This is a genomic window from Pseudomonas juntendi, assembly GCF_009932375.1.
Lineage (GTDB): Bacteria > Pseudomonadota > Gammaproteobacteria > Pseudomonadales > Pseudomonadaceae > Aquipseudomonas > Aquipseudomonas juntendi.
This window is the reverse complement of sequence record NZ_BLJG01000554.1, coordinates 1-237: the sequence shown is the minus strand read 5'-3', so window position 1 is coordinate 237 and position 237 is coordinate 1. Positions and strand designations below refer to the sequence as shown.

The following is a 237-nucleotide window of genomic DNA, read 5'->3' as shown; positions in this document are numbered from 1 at the left end:
GTGCCGAAGCCTTCCTGCCGAGCATGGTGCTGGCCAAGGGGCGCTATGCGATCCCGCGGCGTGATGGGCACATGCTGGTGGGCGGTAGGCTTGAGCATGCCGGGTATGACAAGACCCCCACCGGGGATGCACTGCAGAGCCTGAAGGCTTCGGCGGTGGAGTTGTTGCCTGCGCTGGAAGGGGCCCCCGTGGTGGCGCACTGTGCCGGGCTGCGGCCGGGGTCGCCTGAGGGCATTC

At 68.8% G+C, this 237-nt stretch carries 1 protein-coding gene; it reads left to right on the top strand.

Annotated elements, in window-relative coordinates:
* Positions 1-237: FAD-dependent oxidoreductase (locus tag GYA94_RS27235; protein ID WP_161893509.1), on the top strand; the 237-nt coding region annotated here is incomplete at both ends.